This is a genomic window from Sporosarcina sp. SAFN-015 (assembly GCF_059415085.1).
In genome coordinates this window covers 265299-283633 of sequence record NZ_JBPFDR010000001.1, presented here as the reverse complement: position 1 = coordinate 283633, position 18335 = coordinate 265299, and the positions used below count along the sequence as shown (strand labels likewise).

Sequence of the window (18335 nt, the reverse complement as noted above, 5' to 3'; positions counted from 1 at the left end):
GGACGCAATGAAAATCGCAATCTCTTCGGATCATGGCGGTAATCGTCTGCGCCATGAAATCATGGACTTATTATCGGAACTAGGATTGGACTATGAAGATTTCGGTCCGAACTCCGATGAATCGGTCGATTATCCGGATTACGCTAAACCTGTAGCAGACGGTGTCGCAAGCGGGAAGTTCGACCGAGGCATCCTCATTTGCGGAACGGGGATCGGCATGTCGATCGCTGCGAATAAAGTGAAAGGAATCCGTTGTGCGCTCGTCCACGATGTCTTCAGTGCGAAGGCGACGAGAGGGCATAACGATTCGAATATCCTTGCCATGGGAGAACGTGTTATCGGACCAGGTCTGGCGCGGGAAGTCGCAACAGCGTGGCTCGACACTTCATTTGAGGGAGGCCGTCACGAGCGACGCGTCGCCAAATTGACAGAACTCGAAAATAAGTGAGGTGAGCAAGGCAATGGATGATGTATTGAATTTATTGAAGCTTCAGCTTGAACAGCTGCTATCAGAAATGGCCGAGCAGACAACATTTACGCCGGGCACATTTTTCGTCGTCGGCTGCTCGACGTCCGAAATAGCCGGCAAGCGGATCGGAACGGGCGGCGCGCTAGAAGTCGCCGAAGCGTTATTCAAGCCGTTAGAAGCATTTGCGAAAAAGCACAATGTACATTTAGCTTTCCAAGGCTGCGAGCATATTAACCGCGCCTTGACGATAGAGCGCAAAGCCGCGGAAAAAATGAATCTCGACACGGTGTCCGTCATTCCGGCGGTACATGCCGGCGGATCGATGTCCACCTATGCGTTCGAGCATTTGGAAGACGCGGTCGTCGTCGAATCAATCCGCGCACATGCAGGAATCGACATTGGTCAGACGTTGATAGGTATGCATCTGAAGCAAGTCGCTGTCCCGCTGCGCACCTCCATCGACAAAATCGGTGACGCCGTCGTTACTGTAGCGACGACCCGCCCGAAATTAATCGGCGGAGAAAGGGCGATCTACAGCCGCCCGATTGAAGACTAATCTTCATTACAATAGAAGCGCCCGCCAGCTTTCTTTGCCATGTCCGGAATTATTCCGGCTTGGCAGAAGAACAGCGGCGTTTAATCACCGGACAAGCTTGCACATTTGGTCAGCGCCTGCATCCGGATATATAAATTCAGAAAAGGGGAAATGGAATCATGGATTTAAGCAATGTGAAACGTGAAGATACAGCAGTGTACGAAGCGATCATGGCGGAAAAGAACCGTCAGAACGCGAATATCGAATTGATTGCGTCCGAAAACTTCGTGACGGAAGCGGTCATGGAAGCACAAGGCTCCTACTTGACGAATAAATATGCTGAAGGCTATCCAGGCAAACGCTACTACGGCGGATGCGAGCATGTTGACGTCGTTGAAAACATCGCGCGAGACCGTCTGAAAGAAATTTTCGGCGCAGCTTACGCAAACGTTCAAGCCCACTCCGGTGCGCAAGCGAATATGGCTGTCTATTTCACAATTCTTGAGCCGGGCGACACTGTTCTCGGCATGAACCTTTCCCACGGCGGGCACTTGACGCACGGCAGTCCGGTGAACTTCTCGGGCATCCTGTACAACTTCGTCGAGTATGGCGTCAGCGAAGAAGACGAGCGCATCGATTACGAAGACGTCCGTCAAAAAGCGCTTGAGCACAAGCCGAAATTGATCGTTGCGGGTGCAAGCGCATATCCGCGCGAAATCGACTTCGCGAAATTCCGTGAAATCGCGGATGAAGTAGGTGCGTATTTGATGGTTGACATGGCACATATCGCAGGCCTCGTCGCAGTAGGCGAGCACCCGAACCCAGTGCCGTACGCACACTTCGTCACATCGACGACGCATAAGACATTGCGCGGGCCACGTGGCGGCTTGATCCTCGTGAACGAGGAATTCGCTGAGCAATTCGGCCGCAAAATCGACAAGACGATCTTCCCTGGCATCCAAGGCGGACCGCTCATGCACGTCATCGCTGCAAAAGCAGTTGCTTTCGGCGAAGCTCAAAAGCCTGAGTTTAAATCGCATATCCAGCAAGTGAAGAAAAATGCTGCCGCACTTGCGGAATCCTTGATGGCTGAAGGTGTCGACATCGTATCAGGCGGAACTGACAACCACTTGTTGCTCGTCAACTTGAAATCACTCGGCATCACAGGCAAAGTCGCTGAACACGTCCTTGACGAAGTCGGCATCACTGTAAATAAAAACACAATTCCATTCGACACGGAAAGCCCGTTCGTCACGTCCGGCATCCGTATCGGAACACCAGCTGTCACAACACGCGGCTTCAAAGAGGAAGAAATGAAGGAGATCGGCTCCATCATCGCCAACCTATTGAAAAACCACGAAGACGAAACAGCGAAAAAAGAAGCGGCTGCGCGCGTCAAAGCATTGACAGACCGTTTCCCGCTCTACGCATAATTAATGATCCCCGCTCTCTGCGCGAGAGCGGGGATTTTTTCAGCGGGCGCTCAAGAATATGATTTCCCGCTCAAGAAATCGAATATGCGCTCAAGAATCCACCCGCGCGCTCAAGAAATCGAATCTGCGCTCAAGAATGCACCCGCGCGCTCAAGAAATCGAATCTGCGCTCAAGAATGCACCCGCGCGCTCAAGAATTCGAATCCGCGCTCAAGAATGCTCCCGCGCGCTCAAGAATCCGATTCTGCGCTCAAGAATTTGTTCCCGCGCTCAAGAATGCTCCCTCCACGCTCAAGAAGTCCAATTCCGCGCCCAAGAACTCATCTTCTAGCAACACATCTCATTAACAAAACTATCCGCACAAGTCAATCGAATTGATTAGAAAAAACTTTTATTATTGAAATTTCAATTTTATGCATTGGATTTCACCTAAAACCTAATTTTAACCCGCAAAAACATCGTAAACTCAAATTTCCGCCCGTTTGGGAATACTTGACCAAACTGCTACAATGTCGTCGAGGTGATAACATGATATACAAAAAACGGAGTGAACCATTGGCGCTGATAGGACTACAATCGCTAGTCAACCGCCTGAACAGAAACAACAAACAATTTACAAATTTTGAAGAAGATTTAAGGAAACGAAAGGCTGGCTTCGGAGGAGAGATGAATTTTGACAAACATATTACCGAATATCGACCACCCTATCCACACGGCTTTTTACATGATGTATGCCTGAAGCATAATGGAATCTATTTTCAAATGGACTCCATTCTTATCAGACCCGATCGTATAGTTATCTTTGAAATAAAGAACCTCGGAGGAAAGCTAACTGTCAAAGCAAATCCTACTCAATTCATACAGGACAATAATGGAGTCCGAAAAGTTATTCAAAGTCCAATTATTGAACTGGAACGTAAAAAGATATTCATGGAAGGTTGGCTAAAAGAAAGAGGAGTTGCCATTCCAATCATAGGGATGATAGGTCTTGCATACACGAACGAATTATTTATTGAAGGGGAAACTGGTACTACAATCGCCTTTACACACGAACTTCCCATAACACTATACAATAGCCCAGTCGCACAAGAACTATTGAACAAACAACAAATCAGTAAAATTGCAAACGATATCAAAAACGCTCATCAAGAATATAATCCCTTTCCTCTATCAAAAACCATGCAAATTGTCCCGGAAGAAATAATGCCTGGCGTAATTTGCCCAAATTGCAATTACAGGGGCATGAAGTGGACTCAGAGAAAATGGAACTGCGCTAAGTGCTCGTTCAACGAAACGGATTGTCACATTCCCCTGTTAGACGATTGGTTCTATCTTATCGACAACAAAATAAATAACCGCCAATTCCGCGCATTTTCTTATATCGAAGACCGATCCATTGCAAAAAGGTTACTAAAAAAATCTCACCTAACAATGGTTGGGCAACGCAGCAGCTCTTTCTATATTAAATGATTCTTTTTTGCAATCGCGTCATAGTAACTGGCCTTGCAAAGATTCTGCCGCATCCAAAGAACACCCCATGCTTAAGGCCAGTCCCTGCAGGACTATGGATTTCACCTCACCCGCGCTCAAGAACCACGCCGTTGCGCTCAAGACTCCGAATCCGCGCTCAAGAACCACGCCGTCGCGCTCAAGACTCCGAATCCGCGCTCAAGAATCACGCCGTCGCGCTCAAGACTCCGAATCCGCGCTCAAGAACCACGCTTGAGCGCTCAACAATCTGCCTTTCCCGAAGTGCATTTAATTTGTCAAAAGCATTCTGCGCGAAGAAGAGTTCCCATGCCATCAAACTTCCCCGCGGTCTAAGTCCAACCGCCGCCACTCACGCATAAATCAGAATTTCCACACATAAACCCCCACAAATCAACAGAAATCACAAATTCCACTCACAACCGACATTATCCGCATTCCCAATGTGTAAATCGACATGTTTCTGTTATAATGTACAGGACATTCCGAAAAGGAGCGATAAGCAATGGCAAAAGTACATGTATTCGATCATCCGCTCATCCAGCATAAATTGACACATATTCGTGACGTGAACACGGGAACGAAGGAGTTCCGCGAGCTTGTTGACGAAGTGGCAACGTTGATGGCGTATGAGATTACCCGCGACCTTCCGTTGACGGAAGTGGAAGTGGAAACACCGGTCCAGACTGCAAAATCAAAAGTATTGGCAGGCAAAAAAATTGGGATCGTACCTATTCTTCGTGCAGGCATCGGCATGGTCGATGGCATCTTGAACTTGATTCCGGCTGCGAAAGTGGGACATATCGGCTTGTTCCGTGATCCGGAAACACTTCAACCGCATGAGTATTTCGTGAAACTTCCTTCCGACGTATCGGAGCGTGAATTCATTCTCGTCGACCCGATGCTTGCAACAGGCGGAACAGCAGTAGAGGCAGTTAATTCATTGAAAAAACGCGGTGCCAAAAACATCCGCTTCATGTGCTTGATTGCAGCTCCTGAAGGCGTGAAAGTATTCACGGAAGCACATCCTGATATCGATGTGTATATTGCTGCATTGGACGAAAAATTAAACGACCACGGATATATCGTTCCAGGTCTTGGTGACGCGGGAGACCGTCTATTCGGAACAAAATAAGTTCGCGATTTAAATAAGAACGAATTTAAATAAGAAAGAAATAATGGGGAAGGCGTGAATGGATTGAAACGGAAATGGAAAGTGATGACGATATTCGGCACGCGGCCGGAAGCGATTAAAATGGCGCCGCTCGTACTCGAACTGCAAAAGCATCCCGAGGAGATCGAATCGATCGTCACGGTGACAGCGCAGCATCGTCAAATGCTAGACCAAGTTTTGCATGCATTCAACATTACACCAGATTATGATCTGAACATCATGAAAAATCGTCAGACGCTCATCGATGTCGCGACCCGCGGATTGGAAGGGCTCGATGAGATCATGAGAGAGGCACAGCCCGATATCGTGCTCGTACATGGCGACACATCGACGACTTTCATCGGCAGTCTCGCTGCGTTTTACAATAAAATTGCAGTCGGCCATGTCGAGGCGGGCCTGCGGACATGGGATAAATTCTCCCCGTATCCGGAGGAAATGAACCGTCAGCTGACGGGCATCCTTGCCGACCTTCATTTCTCGCCGACCGAAAAGTCCGCGCAAAACCTCTTAAATGAAGGAAAACAGGAAGACCGGATTTACATTACAGGAAACACAGCGATCGACGCGTTGCAAACAACGGTTCGAGATGACTACCAGCATCCGATTCTTGACAAAATCGGCGATGATCGACTCATCCTTCTTACCGCGCATCGACGTGAAAACTTGGGCGAACCGATGCGCAATATGTTCCGCGCTATCAACCGGATCCTTGAAAAGCATCCGGACACGCAAGTCATTTATCCGGTCCATATGAATCCGGCTGTACGGGAAGTGGCTGACGAAATCCTCGGCTCGAACAAGCGGGTTCACCTGATCGAACCGCTCGAAGTCGTCGATTTCCACAACTTCGCCGCGCGCTCGCATATTATCTTGACCGACTCTGGCGGCATCCAGGAAGAAGCGCCTTCACTCGGCAAACCGGTCATCGTCCTTCGTGACACGACGGAGCGTCCGGAAGGCATTGAGGCGGGCACATTGAAGCTTGCCGGTACAGACGAAGAGACAATTTTCGACATGACGGATGCACTATTATCCGACGAGGCGGAATATAGCGCTATGGCGAAAGCGTCCAATCCGTACGGAGACGGACACGCATCTGAACGGATCGTCAGCGCATTGAAGGAATATCTTTCCTCGGTGAATTAAAATGAATAAAACGTTTGTGCACTTTGAACAACGCTTGCACATTCAATAAAAAAACGCGTGAAAGCACGCCAGTGAGGGATTTTTCCATCAGGTCATACTGAGGGAAATCCCTCATTTTTTCAATATGAAATTTTTCTCTGTGCAAATATGTCTATAATTTGACAACGTGAAGACTTTGTGAAGAATTTCACGGGAATCAATTGACATCAAAATGCCCCTATTGTATGCTTACAAAGGGTAAGAATGATAGGGATTCATACATATGATAAACGCCTTGGCGATAAGCTTCTGGGCGATTCTATCATCCTTTATTGGACGTCGTTCCACGAATATCTCCATGAGCGTGCTCAATAGCAACGCCTCCTGGTGGTCAGTTGCTTACGGCGATTCACAAATAATTACAGGTTCCGACATTTTTCGGAGTCTCTATCAGTACAAGCCCTAATGAGGGAATTGACCTATGTCGTTTAGCATCGCTCAATGTACTCGCCCACCTTTTCGAAAACGCTAGACCCGGAAAATACGAATCAGGAGAATCACCCATCATGCATACACTGCGACACATCTTTAATAGGCAAAAAAAAGCACTCTATTTTTTGCTCGCACTGTTTGTCATCGGATGGGCTTTTAGTGACTTCAAACCGGTTTTTGGCGGATTAATCTTAGGCTCCTTGTTCGGACTGTATAATTTCTTTATTCTTGTCCGTAGAATGGAAAGATTTGATCGGAACATTTCGGAAGGGAAAGGTACAAAGTCAATCGGAGGAACCGCATTGCGATTCGGATCCGGTGTGGCAGCGGCAGCCATTGCGTTGTCGATGCCGGAAAAATTTGATCTGATCGGAACAGTGATCGGACTGATGATTCCATACGTTCTGTTATTAATTGACAGAATCGTAGTCCACGTCAAGCAATTCTAACTGACACGCATAAGGGAGGTGAACGAAACGTGAACCATGAAAATCCGGAATGGGTTTTTCTCGGATTAAGCTTTAACCCAGCTAACATCCTCATGCTCTTTGTCACATGTCTAGTCGTTTTCATCATCGCCGTCCTCTCGACGCGCAATATGAAAATCAAACCGACAGGCATGCAGAACTTCATGGAATGGGTCATGGATTTCGTCAAAGGGATCATTAAGAACAATATGGACTGGAAAACAGGTGGCCGTTTCCACGTACTCGGAATCACCTTGATCATGTTCGTTTTCGTAGCAAATATGCTCGGACTGCCATTCGCGATAGTCTGGGACGATAAACTTTGGTGGAAATCGCCTACAGCGGACCCTGTCATTACAATGACACTCGCTACATTGGTAGTTGTGTTAACCCATTACTATGGCGTTAAACAACTCGGGACAAAAGGATACTTCAAAACGTATCTTCAACCGATGCCATTCTTGGCACCACTTAAAATTATCGAAGAATTTGCAAACACATTGACACTCGGTCTACGTCTTTACGGTAATATTTTCGCAGGGGAGATCCTCATCGGACTACTTGCAACACTCGGGGCTGGCAGTGCATTCGGTCTTATTGGAGCCGTCATCCCGTCAATCGCTTGGTTAGGTTTCTCAGTCTTCATCGGAGCGATCCAGGCTTTCATCTTCGTTATGTTAACGATGGTCTACATGGCACATAAAGTCCAAACGGATCATTAAACATATATTTCCCCATTAGTGGGTTAGTAAACAATAACAAAAAACATGAAATTTTAGGAGGATATTACACTATGGTAGGTTCAGTTGGTCTATTAGCAGCAGCACTTGCAGTTGGTCTTGGTGCACTTGGAGCAGGTATTGGTAACGGTTTGATCGTTTCTAAAACAGTAGAAGGTATCGCTCGTCAACCAGAAGCACGCGGTATGCTTCAAACAACAATGTTCATCGGGGTAGCGTTAGTTGAGGCCCTTCCGATCATCGCGACAGTTATCGCGTTCATCGTAATGAACAAATAATAAAACAACAATTGTAAATGGCGAAGACCGAGGCAAATTGCCCTTCGCCATTCATTTATGTAACAACTGACGTTTGAAATGGAAATTTGAAGTTGAAAATTAAGAATGACGTTCTTTCTATACTATATCGAAAATTGACATGAGCTCTTGAAGGGAGTGAAACAATCGTGTTTGGAAATACCTTCATCCTACTGTCGGCAAACGGCGGAGGATTTTTGTCAGCATTGAATAACAGGTTGAATCTAGGCGACATCATCGTCACAGTGCTAATGTTCACGATCCTCATGGTTCTACTCAAAAAGTTCGCATGGGGCCCGCTTATGGGCGTGATGGATCAACGTGCGCAATTGATTGCGAATGAAATCGAAGCAGCTGAAAACAGCCGCTTGGAATCTCAAAAGCTTTTGGAAGAGCAACGTGCCCTATTAAAGGAAGCACGTGACAACGCACAAGCGATTGTTGAAAACGCGCGCAAACAAGGCGAAACACAACGTGAAGAGCTGATCACAGCAGCACGTGCAGAAGTGAACCGGATGAAAGAATCCGCTACACTTGAAATCGCGACAGAGCGTGAAAAAGCAGTTGCAGCTGTCCGCGAAGAATTCGTTTCACTTTCAATTTTGGCGGCATCTAAAGTTCTTGGAAAAGAAATCTCTGAAGAGGACAACCGTGCTTTAATTGAAGAAACGATTGTGAAGGCAGGCGAAAGCCGATGAGCAACTCGGTCGTAGCAAAACGATACGCAACAGCATTATTCGAACTATCTCAGCAACACGGACAAACCGGTGCAATTCGAGAAGAAATGAAAGAATTGGTGGCTGCGTTCCGTGACAATAAAGATCTTGGTGAACTATTAGGTTCTCCGAAGTTATCATCAGCGAAGAAGAAGGAATTGATTGCGAACATTTTCAAAGGTGTGAATCCAATCGTACTGAATACTTTGTACGTATTGCTTGATGCAAAGCGCATGGATGAAGCTCAAAATGTCTTCGAAGAATTCCTCGGACTTGCGGATGATGCAGCGGGAATCGCAGAAGCGAAAGTGTACTCGACGCGTCCATTGACGGAGCAAGAGACAAACGCCATTTCGGCAACTTTTGCACAAAAGGTCGGCAAACATTCTTTACGCATTGAAAATATCATCGATCCAAGCTTGATCGGGGGCGTCCGTCTCCAAATCGGCAATCAGATTTACGATAGCAGCTTGAGCGCGAAGCTCGACAAACTGCAACGTAAACTGATCGGATCCTAATTAGAAATTGAGGGGTGACATACATGAGCATCAAAGCTGAAGAAATCAGCACGCTGATTAAGCAGCAGATTGAAAACTATCAGTCTGAGATGGAAGTAAGCGAAGTCGGTACGGTTATCAAAATCGGTGACGGTATCGCTCTTGCTCATGGCCTCGACAACGTCATGGCCGGAGAACTTCTTGAGTTCTCTACAGGTGTCATGGGTATGGCGCAAAACTTGGAAGCGAACAACGTAGGTATCGTTATCCTCGGACCATACACAGATATCAAAGAAGGCGATGAAGTACGTCGGACTGGCCGTATTATGGAAGTTCCTGTCGGTGAGGAACTGATTGGACGCGTCGTGAATTCACTCGGTTTGCCAGTTGATGGACTGGGCCCGATTGCAACGACAAAAACTCGTCCAATTGAAAGTCCTGCACAAGGCGTCATGGCGCGTAAATCCGTTCATGAGCCATTGCAAACAGGCATCAAGGCGATCGATGCACTTGTACCGATCGGCCGTGGACAGCGTGAATTGATCATCGGTGACCGTCAAACAGGTAAAACGACTGTTGCAATCGATACAATCTTGAACCAAGCTGACCAAGATATGATCTGTATTTATGTAGCGATCGGACAAAAAGAATCCACAGTTCGTGGAGTTGTAGAAACACTTCGTAAAAACGGTGCGCTTGATTACACAATCGTTGTAACAGCATCTGCTTCTTCACCAGCTCCATTGCTATATCTTGCACCATATACAGGTGTAACGATGGCTGAAGAATTCATGTTCCAAGGCAAGCACGTCCTTGTTGTCTATGATGACCTTTCTAAACAAGCGGCTGCTTACCGTGAACTATCCTTGCTACTTCGCCGTCCTCCAGGCCGTGAAGCTTACCCTGGTGACGTATTCTACTTGCACTCCCGTCTACTTGAGCGTGCAGCGAAGTTGAACGATACATTAGGCGCAGGTTCAATCACTGCACTTCCATTCGTTGAAACACAAGCTGGGGATATCTCCGCTTACATACCAACGAACGTTATTTCCATCACTGATGGACAAATCTTCTTGCAGTCGGATCTCTTCTTCTCGGGTGTACGTCCAGCGATCAACGCCGGTCTTTCCGTATCCCGTGTAGGTGGTTCCGCGCAAATCAAAGCGATGAAAAAGGTTGCGGGTACACTCCGTCTTGACCTTGCGGCATACCGTGAACTTGAAGCGTTCGCGCAATTCGGTTCCGACCTTGACGCAGCGACAAAAGCGAAACTTGACCGCGGACAACGTACAGTTGAAGTGTTGAAACAAGACTTGAACAAACCGCTTAAAGTGGAATACCAAGTTGTCATCCTTTACGCATTGACACGTGGACTTCTCGACGACGTAGCTGTGCATGACATTCTTCGCTTCGAGAGCGAAGTGACGAGCTGGCTCGAATCTAACCACACTGAAGTGTATGATCATATCCGTACGACGAAAGACCTTCCGTCTGATGAAGTAATGAAAGATGCGATCAACGCATTCAAGAAGAACTTCGTACCATCTGAAGCTTAATTCGAAACGTAATTCAGGATTTTGATCTAACTAAACAATAAGGTGGTGAATTGCCAGTGGTATCATTACGCGATATAGAAAACCGTATTAAATCGACAAAGAAGACGAGTCAGATTACGAAAGCGATGCAAATGGTATCGGCTTCCAAATTGAACCGTGCAGAGTTGAATGCGAAAGCGTTCGTTCCATACATGGATAAAATCGAGGAAGTCGTCGGCGCTATCGCAAGCGCTACAACCGACTCCGGACACCCAATGCTCGTAAACCGTCCAGTGAAGAAGACAGGTTATATTATCGTGTCTTCCGACCGCGGTCTCGTAGGGGGTTACAACGCTAACATCTTCCGTGCGGCTAGACGTGCGATTGAGCAACGTCACGCATCGAAGGACGACGTGAAAATCGTCGCCATCGGACGCAAAGGGCTTGAGTTTTTCTCGCGCCTCGGATATGAAGTCGTTGAAAGTCTCGTCGGAGTATCGGATCACCCTTCTTTCGATGAAATAAAAGCAATCGCTAATCGAGCTGTTGGCATGTTCACAGAAGGCGAATTCGATGAAGTGTACTTATATTACAGCCACTACATCTCCGCCATCTCCAGTGAAGTGACGGAAAGGAAATTGCTTCCGCTCACGGACATTTCATCAGCGTCAGCAATGACTTCGTATGAATTTGAGCCTTCCGCGGAAGCGATTCTTGAAACGCTTCTTCCACAATACGCGGAAAGCCTCATCTACGGGGCAGTGCTTGATGGAAAAGCGAGCGAACATGCTTCAAGTATGACAGCGATGAAGACTGCTACAGATAATGCATCTGAATTGATTGATTCATTGACTCTTTCATTCAACCGTGCACGTCAAGCAGCAATTACGCAAGAAATTACAGAAATCGTCGGCGGAGTTGCCGCTCTTGAATAAGAGATTTTGAACGGGAAAGTAAGACAGGAGGGAAAAGCATGAGTAACGGACATATTCTTCAAGTTATGGGACCGGTCGTTGACGTTAAATTCGAAAACGGTCAGCTTCCAGCAATCTATAACGCATTGAAGGTCCAAATCGAACGTCCGAACACAGCACCTGAAACGTTGACACTTGAAGTCGCACTCCATTTAGGGGATGACACGGTGCGCACAATTGCGATGTCATCCACGGATGGTCTGAAGCGTGGTGCAGCTGTTGAAGATACTGGTTCAGCGATCTCAGTTCCGGTCGGTAACGTGACACTTGGACGCGTATTCAACGTACTTGGAGAAAAAATCGACCTTGGTGAGGAAATTCCGGCAGCAGAACGCCGCGATCCAATCCACCGTCTAGCTCCAAAATTCGAAAACCTTTCAACAGAAGTTGAAATTCTTGAAACAGGTATTAAAGTTGTTGACTTGCTTGCACCATACATCAAAGGTGGTAAAATCGGCCTCTTCGGTGGTGCCGGTGTAGGTAAAACAGTTCTTATCCAAGAATTGATCAACAACATCGCTCAAGAACACGGCGGTATTTCTGTATTCGCAGGTGTTGGTGAGCGTACTCGTGAAGGAAACGACTTGTTCCATGAAATGACGGACTCCGGCGTTATTAACAAAACGGCGATGGTATTCGGTCAAATGAACGAGCCTCCTGGCGCACGTATGCGTGTTGCTTTGACAGGTTTGACAATGGCAGAATACTTCCGTGACGAGCAAGGCGCGGACGTTCTATTGTTCATTGACAACATCTTCCGCTTTACACAAGCAGGTTCTGAAGTATCCGCACTTCTTGGCCGTATGCCATCTGCCGTTGGTTACCAACCGACGCTTGCAACTGAGATGGGTCAGCTTCAAGAGCGTATCACTTCAACTAACGTAGGTTCTGTTACATCGATCCAAGCGATCTACGTACCAGCCGATGACTATACGGACCCGGCTCCGGCTACGACATTTGCTCACTTGGATGCAACAACAAACCTTGAGCGTAAACTATCTGAAATGGGTATCTACCCTGCGGTTGACCCGCTTGCATCTACTTCACGCGCACTTAGCCCTGAAATCGTCGGCGAAGAGCATTATGAAGTAGCACGTTCAGTGCAAACAACATTGCAGCGTTACCGTGAACTTCAAGATATTATCGCAATACTTGGTATGGATGAGTTGAGCGAAGACGACAAGCTAGTCGTAGGACGCGCACGTCGTATCCAATTCTTCCTCTCCCAAAACTTCCACGTTGCCGAGCAGTTCACAGGACAACCTGGTTCTTACGTTCCAGTTGCTGAAACTGTTAAAGGCTTCAAAGAAATTTTGGACGGTCGCTATGACCACCTTCCAGAAGATGCATTCCGTCTCGTCGGACGCATCGAAGAAGTTATCGAAAAAGCGAAAAGCATGGGCGTAGAGGTCTAATAACAGGGAGGGAAATGATCAAATGAAGACAGTTAAAGTCAATATCGTCACTCCCGACGGTCCTGTTAGTGAAACTGAAGCGGATATGGTGATCGCTGCCACGGAAACTGGCGAAATCGGGATCCTTCCCGGCCATATCGCAATGGTTGCACCGCTCCAAATCGGTGCCCTTCGCCTAAAAAAAGACAACTCGACTGTACATGTCGCCGTCCATGGCGGGTTCATCGAAGTTCGTCCGGATGTTGTCACCGTTTTAGCGCAACAAGCTGAATTGGCTTCCGACATCGACATCTCCCGCGCACAACGCGCAGCGAAACGAGCGGAAGAAAAACTACAAGCCAAAACAGACAAACTTGAAGCTCAGTTGGCGGAACTCGACCTCAAACGGGCCATCAATCGAATCAACGTTTACGAACAGAAATAATAGATGTAACTAGTTGGCGGGCAGAGGGAGTCTTTCTTCTGCCCGTATTTTCTTGCTTGGAAATCTTATCTAACAGAGCCATATTGATGTATCTAGTTTGCTTGCAATCATAAAGCAGGCAATGCGCTCAAGAACCTTGGAAGGACGTTCATGAAAAGGGAATTGCGCTCAAGAATCGTGATTTGCGCGCTCAAGAACGCCAGTACCGCGCTCAAGAATTGTGATTTGCGCTCAAGAACACCTTTACCGTGCTCAAGAATCGTGACGTGCGCTCAAGAACGCCATTTTCGCGCTCAAGAATCGTGACTTGCGCTCAAGAACGCCGAATCTGCGCTCAAGAATCGTGACGTGCGCTCAAGAACGCCAGTACCGCGCTCAAGAATCGTGACTCGCGCTCAAGAACACCGAATCCGCGCTCAAGAATTGTGACTCGCGCTCAAGAATCGTGACGTGCGCTCAAGAACGCCAGTACCGCGCTCAAGAATCGTGACTTGCGCTCAAGAACGCCGAATCCGCGCTCAAGAATCGTGACTCGCGCTCAAGAACACCGAATCCGCGCTCAAGAATCGTGACTCGCGCTCAAGAACACCGAATCCGCGCTCAAGAACGCCAGTACCGCGCTCATAAAATCCGTTAATATGCTCGTCAAATCAATTTTCAACTAGGAGGCAGGACTATGAACGACGTATTTGCACATAACCCGATGCTCGCCATCGTTTCGCATATTTTTTTCATCGGCCTGTCATTTTATGCACTACAATCGATTATGCCGGAAAAAATCATTAAAAAGAACCACGTTTTTCAAGCGCAATTACTGTTTATTTTATTGAGTTTTGCGATTGGTTCAACCGTATCAAATTTCTTTTTAGACATATCCTATTGGTCAGGAAGAGTCCCAACCATGTTCAATTAAGTTTGACTACATGAAAATCGGGTACGTAGTCAGTAGGCTAACGTCTCAGTAATAATTACTCATATGCCACTGGATCCATGTCATCGCCGCGTCTACATATCGATGTGTATGGGGCGATGGCATGAAATTAAAAAAATGTTTAATTTCCGACAGTTCTTGGGAATTACATAAGTGCATTTGTCAAATGCCTATTAAGGAAAGCACACAAATCGACATATGGGTACATATTATAGACTATCTTGTAGATAGACGGGAAAATAGCTCTGTAGTTACTTGTTTAATAATGTAGAGCGTTGTAGAATAGTATGTGTTTTTATGTTTAATTTATGACGAAAAAAATCAACAGTAAATATTATGGCAAACAGTATAAATTTTTGAGTCGGAGGGGCTTTTTGTGGACAAAATAATTATTAACGGTGGACGTGTTCTTCACGGCAACGTGCGTGTTGAAGGCGCTAAAAATGCGGTGCTGCCAATCTTGGCTGCTGCATTGCTCGCGTCGGACGGTCCCAATATCATTCGTGATGTGCCTAATCTTTCGGACGTCTCCACAATCAACGAAGTAGTCAAGAGCCTAAATGCAAAGGTCAACTACGATCCAGCTAGAGGGCAAGTAATCATTGATTCAACAGAGGAGCTTGCAAGTGAAGCTCATTTTGAATATGTACGTAAAATGCGTGCGTCCATCTTAGTCATGGGACCATTGCTCGCGCGCAACGGTTTCGCACGCGTAGCTTTACCTGGTGGGTGTGCAATCGGCTCCCGGCCGATCGACCAGCATCTGAAAGGATTCGAAGCGATGGGTGCGGAGATTACATTCGGACACGGACATGTAGAAGCGAAAGCAGAAAACGGCCTGAAAGGGGCTAAAATCTATTTGGACTTCCCGAGCGTCGGCGCAACGGAAAACATTATGACTGCAGCCGCTTTGGCAAAAGGGACGACAATTATCGAAAACGCGGCGAAAGAGCCGGAAATTGTCGATTTAGCGAACTTCATTAATGAAATGGGCGGTAGAGTCATCGGTGCTGGTACGGACGCGATCCGTATCGAAGGTGTCGAAAAGCTCCACGGAACAATTCATCATATTATTCCGGACCGCATTGAAGCGGGTACTTTCATGGTCGCAGCAGCGATTACAGGCGGCGACGTAACAATCGAAAACGCAGTGCCAGAGCATAATGCAGCGTTAATTTCCAAGCTCGGCGAAATGGGTGTCATCATTACTGAATTGGACGAAGGCTTACGCATTCAGGCGAAGCATCCTTTGAAAGCGGTCGACCTGAAAACGATGCCGCATCCTGGATTCCCGACAGATATGCAATCACAAATGATGGCACTTATGCTGACGGCATCCGGAACAGGGGTACTTACAGAAACGGTATTTGAAAACCGCTTCATGCACGTCGAAGAATTCCGCCGCATGAACGCAAGTGTCAAAATCGAAGGACGCTCCGTCATCATTTCAGGACCATCCGATCTGCAAGGAGCTGAAGTCGCAGCGACAGACTTGCGCGCCGCAGCTGCCCTTATCTTGGCAGGCCTCGTAGCGGAAGGCGTCACACGCGTAACGGAACTGGATCATTTGGACCGCGGCTATGTCGATTTCCATAAGAAATTAAAAGCGCTCGGCGCAGACATCGAACGCGTCTCCACAGAAGAATCGAAAACAGAAATAGAGAAGCAACTCGTCTGACAGTACTTATCATACTTTTATTCGAAGCTTCCATACACTGCTCCTTGTCATATCGACAAGGGGCAGTTTTTTTGAATGAAATGAGAGGCTTCATCATACAATCGAATATGGACAAACTACTAGCCGCTTTATTCATCGTACTACTATTTTTCATTCCCATCCTCATGAAAACGACGCCGGTCGAACCCGAGAAAAAAAATGTAGCAATGGAAGATCCTTGCGCAATCTATATCACTGTGGAAGGGGTGGACAAGCCTTTGCCGCTTGAGGAGTATGTCATGGGGGTTGTCGCTGGCGAAATGCCGATCGACTTCCACGACGAAGCCTTAAGGGCGCAAGCGATTGCGGCTCGGACGTATGCACTGCGGACGACGGATGGCGGCAAAAAGCCGATCGAAGCAACCGTCTCTGCCCAAGTGTATAAAACTGCAGCGGAACGAAAGGAACGCTGGGGAAAAAAATTCAAACAGAATGAGAAGAAGCTGCGTGATATTGTCGCATCGACCGAGGGGAAGACGATCGTGCATGGTGATGAAATGATTACCGCGATGTTTTTTTCGACATCGAATGGGAAGACTGAAACCGCGCAAAACTATAGCGGCAACCCGATTCCTTATTTACAGAGCGTGGAAAGCCCAGGGGAGGAAGTCGTAGCCGCAGAAGTCGAGCGGCATATCGAAATGCCGATCAAGGAGTGGAATGAAGCGCTCGGATCCGATTGGAAAGCTGATCGATTCAAAAGCCTCCAGCTCGTTCGCAATCAAACAGGGCGCGTGCAAAAAGTCGTCTCCACGGATTTCGAAATGAGCGGACGTGAAATGCGTGAAGCACTTGGACTAGCATCGACCGACTTCAACATCGCCTATGACATTACAAACGAGCTCGTCCTCATTACGACGAAAGGATACGGGCATGGAGTCGGCATGAGCCAATACGGCGCCGAAGCCTTCGCCCAGAAAGGATGGGCCGCTGAAAACATACTTACCTACTATTATTCCGGAACGGTAATAAAAAAGTTTGAAGTAGACGAATCAGAATGTTTAAAATCACCAACACTTGCAAACAATAGCAAGTGAGGTGATGATAATGCGAGAAGAAAAACCGAAATTCCCTTCTCAGAAGAATAAGAGTAAGAAGAATAGATGGTTCTGGCCGGCCATCTATGGAGGTATCGCGATTGTCTTCGTCGGCATGATTTGGGGCTACAATGCCTTCATCCAAAAAGGTCCGAACGAAACAGCTGACGTCGCAACAGATCCAAACGCTCCACCGATCATCGAAACAAATGCATCAAACGAAGTACTCAAATTTCCTTTCAACGAAGACCAACTTGATAACGTGGCAATTATACAAGAGTACTATGATGTAGAAGCCGATGAAGAAACACGTGAAAATGCACTTCTCGTCTTCAACCAAACGTATTATACAAACAAAGGCGTTTCAATCTCGATGGATGGCCAACCATTCGAAGTCGTCGCAGCCCTTAGCGGAACAGTGAAAGAAGTCATTATCGATCAATTCAAGGGCGCTGAAGTCAAAATCGAACACGCCAACGGAATGACAACACTTTACGGCTCCTTGACCGGCATCCTCGTCAAAGAAGGAGACGAAGTCGTACAAGGCCAATCACTCGGTACTGCCACAAGCAACGAATGGAACGCCAAAGCCGGCACCCACTTGCATTTTGAAGTCCACCAAGACGGCGTCCCAGTCAATCCGCGTACATTCCTAGGATTCTAATCGACGAGCCACTCTCAATTGCGAGAGTGGTTTTTTGATTGGTAGTATCGGCTGATTAATGGTTAACAAATCGTATATAAGTGATTCAGATAAATATTGATCATTTCGAAACAGAGCTTGAAATGTCAAAGGCACTTGGCGCGACAGATATGGGTTAAGAAGGTGATCGAGGACCGCGTCCAAAGTGTGATGTACCGCGTCCAAAG

20 protein-coding genes are annotated in these 18335 nt (G+C 47.1%); 19 read left to right on the top strand and 1 reads right to left on the bottom strand.

The window, feature by feature from the left end; all coding sequences use genetic code 11:
- Positions 1 to 7 precede the first annotated feature (7 nt).
- The 19 genes from rpiB to ACR65H_RS01135 all read left to right on the top strand — a co-directional run bounded on the left by rpiB (position 8) and on the right by ACR65H_RS01135 (position 18129).
- Positions 8 to 448 carry a ribose 5-phosphate isomerase B gene (rpiB, locus tag ACR65H_RS01225; protein ID WP_440498233.1) on the top strand — a complete coding sequence of 147 codons (441 nt, stop codon included), beginning with the start codon at positions 8 to 10 and terminating at the stop codon, positions 446 to 448.
- A 13-nt stretch (positions 449 to 461) separates the two neighbouring features.
- Positions 462 to 1025 carry a TIGR01440 family protein gene (locus ACR65H_RS01220; RefSeq protein ID WP_440498232.1) on the top strand — a complete coding sequence of 188 codons (564 nt, stop codon included), beginning with the start codon at positions 462 to 464 and terminating at the stop codon, positions 1023 to 1025.
- A gap of 158 nt (positions 1026 to 1183) precedes the next feature.
- Complete coding sequence (gene glyA / locus ACR65H_RS01215) at positions 1184 to 2437, top strand: serine hydroxymethyltransferase (RefSeq protein WP_440498231.1); 1254 nt, start codon at positions 1184 to 1186, stop codon at positions 2435 to 2437.
- Positions 2438 to 2965: 528 nt separating this feature from the next.
- A complete protein-coding gene (locus ACR65H_RS01210) occupies positions 2966 to 3907 on the top strand; it encodes a nuclease-related domain-containing protein (protein ID WP_440498230.1) in 942 nt (313 codons plus the stop codon).
- 523 nt (positions 3908 to 4430) lie between these two features.
- Positions 4431 to 5060 carry a uracil phosphoribosyltransferase gene (upp, locus tag ACR65H_RS01205; RefSeq protein WP_440498229.1) on the top strand — a complete coding sequence of 210 codons (630 nt, stop codon included), beginning with the start codon at positions 4431 to 4433 and terminating at the stop codon, positions 5058 to 5060.
- Positions 5061 to 5144: 84 nt separating this feature from the next.
- On the top strand, positions 5145 to 6245 hold the full coding sequence (gene wecB / locus ACR65H_RS01200) for a non-hydrolyzing UDP-N-acetylglucosamine 2-epimerase (RefSeq protein ID WP_440498582.1): 1101 nt from the start codon (positions 5145 to 5147) through the stop codon (positions 6243 to 6245).
- Between the two features lie 545 nt (positions 6246 to 6790).
- Positions 6791 to 7165, top strand: a complete 375-nt coding sequence (locus tag ACR65H_RS01195) for an ATP synthase subunit I (RefSeq protein ID WP_440498228.1) — start codon at positions 6791 to 6793, stop codon at positions 7163 to 7165.
- A 29-nt stretch (positions 7166 to 7194) separates the two neighbouring features.
- Positions 7195 to 7905 (top strand): F0F1 ATP synthase subunit A, encoded by a 711-nt coding sequence (atpB, locus tag ACR65H_RS01190; protein ID WP_440498227.1) that lies wholly within the window; start codon positions 7195 to 7197, stop codon positions 7903 to 7905.
- A 71-nt stretch (positions 7906 to 7976) separates the two neighbouring features.
- Positions 7977 to 8201 (top strand): F0F1 ATP synthase subunit C, encoded by a 225-nt coding sequence (atpE, locus tag ACR65H_RS01185; protein WP_251626260.1) that lies wholly within the window; start codon positions 7977 to 7979, stop codon positions 8199 to 8201.
- Between the two features lie 191 nt (positions 8202 to 8392).
- Entirely contained in the window at positions 8393 to 8917 is a 525-nt protein-coding gene (gene atpF, locus ACR65H_RS01180; RefSeq protein WP_440498581.1) for a F0F1 ATP synthase subunit B, read from the top strand.
- Complete coding sequence (locus ACR65H_RS01175; protein ID WP_440498226.1) at positions 8914 to 9453, top strand: F0F1 ATP synthase subunit delta; 540 nt, start codon at positions 8914 to 8916, stop codon at positions 9451 to 9453. Before atpF ends, ACR65H_RS01175 begins: the two co-directional genes overlap by 4 nt.
- Before the next feature lie 23 nt (positions 9454 to 9476).
- Positions 9477 to 10988, top strand: a complete 1512-nt coding sequence (gene atpA, locus ACR65H_RS01170) for a F0F1 ATP synthase subunit alpha (protein WP_440498225.1) — start codon at positions 9477 to 9479, stop codon at positions 10986 to 10988.
- Between the two features lie 56 nt (positions 10989 to 11044).
- On the top strand, positions 11045 to 11902 hold the full coding sequence (atpG, locus tag ACR65H_RS01165) for an ATP synthase F1 subunit gamma (protein ID WP_440498224.1): 858 nt from the start codon (positions 11045 to 11047) through the stop codon (positions 11900 to 11902).
- A 38-nt stretch (positions 11903 to 11940) separates the two neighbouring features.
- Positions 11941 to 13356 carry a F0F1 ATP synthase subunit beta gene (gene atpD / locus ACR65H_RS01160; RefSeq protein WP_440498223.1) on the top strand — a complete coding sequence of 472 codons (1416 nt, stop codon included), beginning with the start codon at positions 11941 to 11943 and terminating at the stop codon, positions 13354 to 13356.
- A 22-nt stretch (positions 13357 to 13378) separates the two neighbouring features.
- Complete coding sequence (locus tag ACR65H_RS01155) at positions 13379 to 13780, top strand: F0F1 ATP synthase subunit epsilon (RefSeq protein WP_440498222.1); 402 nt, start codon at positions 13379 to 13381, stop codon at positions 13778 to 13780.
- A 676-nt stretch (positions 13781 to 14456) separates the two neighbouring features.
- Positions 14457 to 14693: a DUF1146 family protein gene (locus ACR65H_RS01150; RefSeq protein WP_440498221.1), complete on the top strand. Its 237-nt coding sequence runs from the start codon at positions 14457 to 14459 to the stop codon at positions 14691 to 14693.
- A gap of 394 nt (positions 14694 to 15087) precedes the next feature.
- A complete protein-coding gene (gene murA, locus ACR65H_RS01145; RefSeq protein WP_440498220.1) occupies positions 15088 to 16389 on the top strand; it encodes a UDP-N-acetylglucosamine 1-carboxyvinyltransferase in 1302 nt (433 codons plus the stop codon).
- Between the two features lie 80 nt (positions 16390 to 16469).
- On the top strand, positions 16470 to 17465 hold the full coding sequence (gene spoIID, locus ACR65H_RS01140) for a stage II sporulation protein D (RefSeq protein WP_440498580.1): 996 nt from the start codon (positions 16470 to 16472) through the stop codon (positions 17463 to 17465).
- Positions 17466 to 17475: 10 nt separating this feature from the next.
- Positions 17476 to 18129, top strand: a complete 654-nt coding sequence (locus tag ACR65H_RS01135; RefSeq protein ID WP_440498219.1) for a peptidoglycan DD-metalloendopeptidase family protein — start codon at positions 17476 to 17478, stop codon at positions 18127 to 18129.
- On the opposite strand, the gene ACR65H_RS01130 is transcribed toward ACR65H_RS01135, so the two are convergent.
- Positions 18118 to 18335: hypothetical protein (locus ACR65H_RS01130; protein WP_440498218.1), on the bottom strand; the 218-nt coding region annotated here is incomplete at its 5' end. The genes ACR65H_RS01135 and ACR65H_RS01130 overlap by 12 nt on opposite strands.